This window comes from Sphaerochaeta sp. S2 (assembly GCF_016406725.1).
Classification (GTDB): Bacteria; Spirochaetota; Spirochaetia; order Sphaerochaetales; family Sphaerochaetaceae; genus Sphaerochaeta.
Window position 1 is genome coordinate 1 of sequence record NZ_JAEKNT010000198.1, and the last position, 7,986, is coordinate 7,986.

7 protein-coding genes and 1 rRNA gene are annotated in these 7,986 nt (G+C 51.4%); 1 reads left to right on the forward strand and 7 read right to left on the reverse strand.

Going from position 1 to position 7,986, the window contains the following annotated elements:
• Positions 1-3 precede the first annotated feature (3 nt).
• The 5 genes from JF818_RS05325 to thrS all read right to left on the reverse strand — a co-directional run bounded on the left by JF818_RS05325 (position 4) and on the right by thrS (position 6,559).
• Positions 4-1,543 (reverse strand): 16S ribosomal RNA (locus JF818_RS05325).
• Between the two features lie 308 nt (positions 1,544-1,851).
• A complete protein-coding gene (locus JF818_RS05330) occupies positions 1,852-2,640 on the reverse strand; it encodes an HAD-IIB family hydrolase (RefSeq protein ID WP_198890931.1) in 789 nt (262 codons plus the stop codon).
• Positions 2,641-2,642: 2 nt separating this feature from the next.
• The gene (pgsA, locus tag JF818_RS05335; protein ID WP_198890932.1) at positions 2,643-3,239 is read right to left on the reverse strand and encodes a CDP-diacylglycerol--glycerol-3-phosphate 3-phosphatidyltransferase; all 597 of its coding nucleotides are present in this window, start codon (positions 3,237-3,239) and stop codon (positions 2,643-2,645) included.
• Between the two features lie 12 nt (positions 3,240-3,251).
• Complete coding sequence (locus JF818_RS05340; RefSeq protein WP_198890933.1) at positions 3,252-4,748, reverse strand: carboxypeptidase M32; 1,497 nt, start codon at positions 4,746-4,748, stop codon at positions 3,252-3,254.
• 65 nt (positions 4,749-4,813) lie between these two features.
• Complete coding sequence (gene thrS, locus JF818_RS05345; RefSeq protein ID WP_198890934.1) at positions 4,814-6,559, reverse strand: threonine--tRNA ligase; 1,746 nt, start codon at positions 6,557-6,559, stop codon at positions 4,814-4,816.
• Between the two features lie 93 nt (positions 6,560-6,652).
• On the opposite strand from thrS, the gene JF818_RS05350 reads away from it, so the two are divergent.
• On the forward strand, positions 6,653-6,889 hold the full coding sequence (locus tag JF818_RS05350) for a hypothetical protein (RefSeq protein ID WP_198890935.1): 237 nt from the start codon (positions 6,653-6,655) through the stop codon (positions 6,887-6,889).
• 23 nt (positions 6,890-6,912) lie between these two features.
• Here the strand turns inward: JF818_RS05350 and JF818_RS05355 are convergent, their stop codons facing one another.
• Together JF818_RS05355 and JF818_RS05360 are read right to left on the reverse strand one after the other, a co-directional pair.
• Positions 6,913-7,392, reverse strand: a complete 480-nt coding sequence (locus tag JF818_RS05355) for a GAF domain-containing protein (protein WP_198890936.1) — start codon at positions 7,390-7,392, stop codon at positions 6,913-6,915.
• 4 nt (positions 7,393-7,396) lie between these two features.
• Positions 7,397-7,986 (reverse strand): [Fe-Fe] hydrogenase large subunit C-terminal domain-containing protein (locus tag JF818_RS05360; RefSeq protein ID WP_304945005.1); only part of this gene is annotated, 590 nt, incomplete at its 5' end.

A 7,986-nucleotide genomic window follows, 5' to 3' on the forward strand; every position in this document is an offset into this window, starting at 1 on the left:
CAGAAAGGAGGTGATCCAGCCGCACCTTCCGGTACGGCTACCTTGTTACGACTTCACCCTCCTCACCAGACGTACCTTCGGAACCGCCCCCCCTTGCGGGTTGGGCTGGCGACTTCGGGTACCCCCGACTCGGATGGTGTGACGGGCGGTGTGTACAAGGCCCGGGAACGTATTCACCGCGCCATGCTGATGCGCGATTACTAGCGATTCCAACTTCATGGAGTCGGGTTGCAGACTCCAATCCGTACTGGGACCGGCTTTAAGCGATTCGCTCCGCCTCGCGGCCTCGCTGCGCTCTGTACCGGCCATTGTAGCACGTGTGTAGCCCAGGACATAAGGGCCATGATGACTTGACGTCGTCCCCACCTTCCTCCGGTTTGTCACCGGCAGTTCCGCCTGAGTCCCCACCTTTCGTGGTGGCAACAGACAGCAGGGGTTGCGCTCGTTGCGGGACTTAACCCAACACTTCACAGCACGAGCTGACGACAGCCATGCAGCACCTGTTCACCGGCCGCAAGCGGCACGCCGCTTTCACGGCGCTTCCGGTGTATGTCAAGCCCTGGTAAGGTTTCTCGCGTACCATCGAATTAAACCACATGCTCCACCGCTTGTGCGGGCCCCCGTCAATTCCTTTGAGTTTCACCCTTGCGAGCATACTCCCCAGGCGGTGCACTTAATGCGTTTGCTACGGTACCGAGGGTTCTACCCCCGCCACCTGGTGCACATCGTTTACTGTGCGGACTACCAGGGTATCTAAACCTGTTTGCTCCCCGCACCTTCGCGTCTCAGCGTCAGTACATGGCCAGATGCCTGCCTTCGCCATCGGTGTTCTTCCAGATATCTACAGATTTCACCCCTACACCTGGAATTCCGGCATCCCCTCCTGTACTCAAGCACCGCAGTTTCCAGCGCACCCCCCCGGTTGGGCCGGGGTCTTTCACGCCGGACTTGCAGTGCCGCCTGCACGCCCTTTACGCCCAATGATTCCGAACAACGCTCGCCCCCTACGTGTTACCGCGGCTGCTGGCACGTAGTTAGCCGGGGCTTATTCCGGGATTCACGTCATCCCGCGGCCATTCCCTGCCACGGTCATTCCCCCTCCCGAAAAGAACTTTACAACCTCACGGCCTTCTTCGTTCACGCGGCGTCGCTCCGTCAGGCTTTCGCCCATTGCGGAAGATTCTTAGCTGCTGCCTCCCGTAGGAGTCTGGACCGTGTCTCAGTTCCAATGTGGCCGTCCACCCTCTCAGGCCGGCTACCCATCGTCGCCACGGTGGGCCTTTACCCCGCCGTCTAGCTAATGGGTCGCGGACTCATCCCCCGGCGGCGCCGCAGCGCCTTTCCCGGATCGCACCCTCGTGCGTCCCGTCTCATCCGGTATTAATCCAGGTTTCCCTGGGCTATCCCCGGCCGGGGGGCAGATTGTCCACGTGTTACTCACCCGTCCGCCGCTCTAGGGGCCCGAAGGCCCTTGCCGCTCGACTTGCATGCTTAAAACGCGCCGCCAGCGTTCGTTCTGAGCCAGGATCAAACTCTCCGTTATAGCATTTCCGGGCCCGAGGGCCCGGCTTACTTACTTATAAGTTTTCCCTGTAATTCTCGCACGAACGTAGCTTTTCAACTATCGTTCTCATTTCTTGTGAATTGACTGGGAAGCCCTAAAGCCTCCTAACCCGCTTGATCAACGGCCGTAAACGGCAATCATCTCGCGGTATATCTTCTCTTCTCTTCTCTCATATGTCTGTCAAAAATCTGCTCGCTTACGACTTAGTGTCGTTTAGCGTGCTCCGATAACATAGCAAAAGACCTCTCATAGTGTCAAGCGTTCTATTCAAAGATTTTTCACAAAACTTACTGCCGTTTGGCAAGTAGAGCGTCAACGATCTCAGCAAAACCTTCTCCACCTTCATTTTCTGCAACAAATGTCGGTAAAAACTGCATCGATTCAGCTCGTTTTTTTATATTCCCAACGCCAAAACTCACTGGAAAACGGGAAAACATCACCTGATCATTAGGGGCATCCCCACAGTAACAACCGGTATCAAGCATTTCCTGCTCATCGAGACCAAGCACCTGAGCAAAAAAAGCTCTTGAGCCTTCGTATTTATCAAAAGAACCAAACCAAGCATTCACATGTATTGAACTGACGGCTGTACCAGCCCCCATGTCCTTACAGATCTCAACAATTTTCGCAATTCCATCTTCAGATAGAAACGGGGGTTCGCTGCCATGATCAAAAGCCACATCGAATATTCGTGCAAATTGATCGCTGGACACCTTTGCTCCATCAACAGAAGAAAGAACGCGTTGAATCATTGCCTTCACTCGTTCCTGATACCCTTCCTGCACAATTGAAGGATGTACAAAATGGCGAATCGCGCCGTTCTCACGATAGAGGCAGACAGCCCCACTTTCGCTCAACACAGCCTCCACCGGCCATTGGCGGAGATACGTATCTCCCCAACCAGCTGAACCACCAGTTACACAGATGGTCCGGATTCCCGCTTCCTCAAGTCTATACAAAGCATCCAAGGCAGCCGGACGCAATTTTCCATTGGTAGTGATGGTGTCATCAACATCGGTCAGCAGGAATCTTATCTTTCTTGCTATCGTTTGTGAGAGATTTTCTAAAGGTTGCATACTCAACGACTCATGGAGGAGAGACTACCATCACGGATAATAGCCTTGATATAGGTCAGGAAGGACATTACAGCAGCAAAGGCTGCCAACACGAAAACCCCTGTGACTACAGGACGCATCATCTGGATCAAGGAGGAGTCACCAACCCAGTTACCCAACGCAATGTAGAGGATGCCTAAAGCCCCACTTACCGCATACAGTACTGCCTTGCTCTTCCCCCAGATATTTGCAGCGACTGGCTTTCCTTTTCCCATCATCAACATCCTGACAAACAGGATGGAGAATTCACGCCACATAATCAGGATAAAGGTCCAAAGAGGCATAATGCCTGCTCCAGAGAGGCAGACAAAGTACGTCAGCCTACTGAAAGTGTCAGCAAAGGGGTCCATCACCTTACCTAAGTCAGTCACTAAATTCTTGCTTCTTGCTATCTGGCCATCCAAGAGATCGGTCAGCTCAGTCAGAGCCCAAAGGACAAGCGTAAGTATGGATGCAGCATCCTGGAAGGAAGGTCCGAACCATGAGCCAAGATGAAATGCAATGAAGAACAGCGGCGCCATAATCAGCCGCGACACAGTAAGCTTATTCGGAATATTCATACGGACCTCTCATTAGCCGAACAAGCGGCTGAATTTGTCTTCAAGGTAGCTTGTGAACAAACTCGCGTCAAGACCTCTGTTGGTTACCTTCTCCAGTGTTTCAAGGCCGGTATTGACCGCTCCCCGTTCATAGATTGAAGTTTTTAGATAATCACTGATGGCCAGTAGATCTCCACTTTGCAATAAGGAAGAAACAGGCAGATCTTCTTTCACTTTCTCCCAAATCTGTGCTCCATAGAGATTTCCCAGGGCATAGGTTGGGAAATACCCAAAATCACCACTACTCCAATGGACATCCTGAAGCACCCCTTCCTTGATCGATGCAGGAGTGAAACCCAAGAGTGAGCGGTGTTCCTCATTCCATGCTTCAGGAACCTCATCAATGGAGACTTCCCCGTTGATAATCATCTGTTCCAGATTAAAGCGAAGCATGACATGCAGGCTATAGCTGACTTCATCAGCATTAACCCTGATCGGTGTTCTCTCCACTTTGTTGATCGCACGGACAAACTGATCCAGGGAAACGCCTGCAGTCTGTGCAGAAAATAGCTCTTTGAACCGGGGATAATAATACTGCCAGAACTCAGGACTCTTTGCGATCATGTTTTCCCAGAGCCTGCTCTGCGATTCATGCATTCCAAGAGAAGCCCCAGAAGCCAAGCTGGTCCCCTTCAGGATTGAACTTGAGGCACCCATCTCATACAGAGCATGGCCACCTTCATGAACAGTGGAACTAAAACTGTCCATCACCGAAGGATCAGTATAGCGGGTGGTGATCCGAATATCATCAGAACCGATTGTAGTGGTAAAGGGATGCACAGAGACGGCACAACTTCCCCTCTGGAAGTCAAATTGCATTGCCTTCAACACTTCATTCGCAAATATCTGTTGCTGTTCAATTGGGTATGTACCATAGAGAAATCCTGTATCAACGGTCTTTGAGGCAAGCCGGTCCACCAGCGAGATTAAAGGAGCCTTAATCTCAGTAAAAAGCCTGGCGACCTGGTCGGTCCTCATCCCCTCCTCAAACTCCTGGAGCAATCCATCATAGAGACCCCCTCCCTCCTGTTTGAGCAATGCAGCTTTCTCTCGTACCAATGCAACCATTGATGCTAGATCACCAGAGAAGAGCGACCAGGCGCCTGCCTGACGGGCTGCAACCCAACTGTTATGTGCTCTTGCCCCTTGTTCAGATATTGAACGCACCAAGGAAGCAGGGAGCTTCTTCATTTTTTCATACTCCCGTCTCCTGATCCTGATAAGCCCACGTTCCACATCCGATGCATCATTCACTCCCTCAAGATGTGCCAACACATCACCCATTTCTGAGGAACTTGCCAAGTCGTGCCGAAGCTGGGCAAGATAACCCAGTTGTTCCGACCGCTCTTCCAATCCCAAGGGAGAGAGTGAGATTTCCTGGTCCCAGGATAGCGTTGCCTCCATATGATCTATCAATACAATCTGGCGATCGAGTTCAACCAAACGATTATATGCTTCTCTCTGTGTCATGGATACCTCCAACTGAAATCGAGAGCCGGAGTTATCCGGCTCTCTGTGTTACATGCTCTTCTGTACTACAGCTGTTCCTTGTTATCAACCTTCTCTCTCACCATATCGATGAAAGCTTGGGTTGCGAGGCCGTTCTCCTGCTTACCACTTCTCAGGCGTACAGAAACCTGGTCATTCTCCATCTCGCGTTCGCCAATGATCACCATGTACGGTATCTTCAGCTTCTGTGCGTTACGGATTTTCGCATTCATCCTGTCATCCCCAAGATCAGCAGAGACACGGAAACCTTCGCTGCGGAGTCTCTTCTCCAAGCTCTTTGCATAGTCAAAGAATGTCTCGCCGACAGGAATGAGCTTGATCTGCTCAGGAGCAAGCCAGGGTGGGAAGGCACCTGCATAGTGCTCGATAAGCACCCCGAAGAACCGCTCAATGGAACCAAGGAGAGCACGGTGGATCATGTACGGACGCTTCTCAACACCATCCTTGTCCACAAAGGTCATGTCAAACCGTTCAGGTTCATTAAAATCGAACTGAACTGTGGAAAGCTGCCACTCGCGGCCGATTGCATCCTTGATCTTCAGATCAATCTTCGGACCGTAGAACGCGCCACCTCCCTCATCAACCTCATATGCCAACCCTTCTGTCTCTATGGCTTTCCGGAGAGCCTCAGTTGCATCAGCCCAACGCTGCGGGTCCCCTACTGCCTTCTCAGGCATCGTGGAAAGGTATGCATTGATCTCGGTAAACCCGAAGGAGTGCAACATATGCAGCGAGAACCTGAGTACCTCCAGGATCTCGTCGTTCATCTGGTCTGGGGTGACAAACAGGTGTGCATCATCCTGGGTGAATCCTCGTACACGCATGAGCCCGTGCATTGCACCGGCCTTTTCATAGCGATACACGGTACCCAGCTCTGCCCATCTGAAAGGCAGATCACGATAGGAGTGCTTACTGTTCTTATAAATCATGATATGGAACGGACAGTTCATCGGTTTCACATAGTAATCACTCTTGTCCATCTCCATGGGAGGGTACATCCCTTCCTTGTAGAATCCCAAGTGACCACTGGTCTCCCAAAGCCAGGAACGTCCAAGATGGGGAGTATATACCATCTCATACCCATTGGCATAGTGCTCCTTGCGCCAGAAATCTTCGATAGCCTGCCTGATACGAGCACCCATTGGATGCCAGTAGACAAGACCTGGGCCTGCTTCCTCATGTAAGCTGAACAGATCAAGTTCCTTACCAAGCTTGCGGTGGTCCCGTTTCTCAACATCCTCAAGATGTTTCAGATAGAGACGAAGCTCCTTGGCATTTGACCAAGCCGTGCCATAGATACGGGTCAGCATGGGATTGGTTTCCTTGCCTCTCCAATAAGCGCCGGCAATGCTCATCAATTTAAAAGCATCTCCCTTAAGCTCCTTGGTGGAATCCACATGGGGACCACGACAGAGGTCGGTGAAGCCACCTTGGTTATAGAGACTCACTTCCTCATCCTCGGGGATTGCCTCAAGCAGTTCCAACTTGTACTTCTGCCCTGCAAAGCGCTGTTTTGCTTTATTCCGGCTGACAACCGTCCTTACAAATGGCTTATCTTCCTTGATGATCGCGCGCATACGCTCTGAAATCTCATCAAGGTCCTCAGTGACCAACTGCCTGGGAAGGTCAAAATCATAATAGAATCCATTATCGATCGCAGGACCGATAGCGATCTGTGCATCAGGGAACATCTCAAGCACTGCCTCGGCCATCACATGTGCCATTGAATGCCGTATCTTGGAGAGTTTCTCTCCTGCTTCTACCGTTGCCATACTATCTCCTCACTTCTCATCATTACCAAAAAAAAGCCTTCATGCCCTCAACCCTACCGGGTGGCATGTTCCACTCCCGGCAAGGACGAAGACATGAAAGCTCTCATGTTCCGCGGTTCCACCTTGCTTCCCTTCCCGGTTTTCTCTCCAGGAAAGACTCTCATTGCACCTGTCTCGCCAGGTATGCGGCACAGCCTACTAGCAAACACGTTCGACCTGCAGCTCAAAAGGGGTTTTCATCGGGCGCTATCCAGACCTCTCTCAACCAAGGAAGTCCTCTCTGTGGATCCGCTGCCGGCTACTCGTCTTTCTCATCGCCTTGTACTATAGAATGCTCACATCGAAGCAATTAGTCAAGTCCAAAGAGCCCCAGAAATGATCTTCGCAACACGCTCCAACAGAAGTTGGTCATCTTCAGAGAAACGACCTCTCTGGGCACTATCGATATCCAAGACACCAACCACATCACCACTACTGCTGACCAAGGGCACCACCAATTCACTCATGGAAGCACTGTCGCAGGCAATGTGGTCTGGGAAGGTGTGTACATCGTCCACCCTTACACTCTCTTTTGAGCGGGCAGCAAGTCCACATACTCCACGATCCAGGCTGATGTCAGTACAGGCAACTTTTCCCTGGAAGGGGCCGAGCACCAGTGCTCTCCGGTCTTCAGTCATTAGATAGAACCCTACCCAGTTGATGTTCTCCAGCTGCTGGTTAAGCAATGCGGAAACATTACAGAGATGACAATATCGTCTTTCCGTACTCCCATCCCACCCGTCAGTTATTGCAGTAAGTTGTTCAAGGAATGAACTGTCTGTAGTTACATGCATACGATTACTCCTTGGGCTTCAGTATGGCACGCATCGCTTCTACGGGGCTAGAGGCTTTATTGCCACCCCTGAGCCGTATTGCAACCGAAGGCTTTGCTACCACTCCTGGTCCGTTGATACACCCCCCCTCACAACACATAACCTCGACCAAGTCGGCATCCACCGGCCTTCTCTCCCAGGTTTTCATCACACGAGCCATTTTCCTGTCTATCCCGTTTACCTGGAACAGCGATATCTCATCCCCCACAGCAGAGCGCTTGCTCACACAGGAAGCAACACCACCAGAGAGGGCAAATTCCCTGCAATCCTCAAAGATGGAGACATCTTCAAGATCAGTCCCCTCCATCTCACGCACATCAATTCCCTTTGCAACAAATAAAGAGGCCAGTTCACTGAAGGTCAATACTCCATCAATAGTGCCAAGTGTTGCCGCCTCATCTTTTTTTGCAAGACAGGGACCGATAAAGACCACACTCGTTTCCTCACACCTCTCCTTGGCAAGAGCTGCCGTATATGCCATTGGAGACAGTGCAGAGGAACGACGGCTTACAAGGAAGGGAAGATGCTTATCCACCAGGTTCATATATGCTGGAC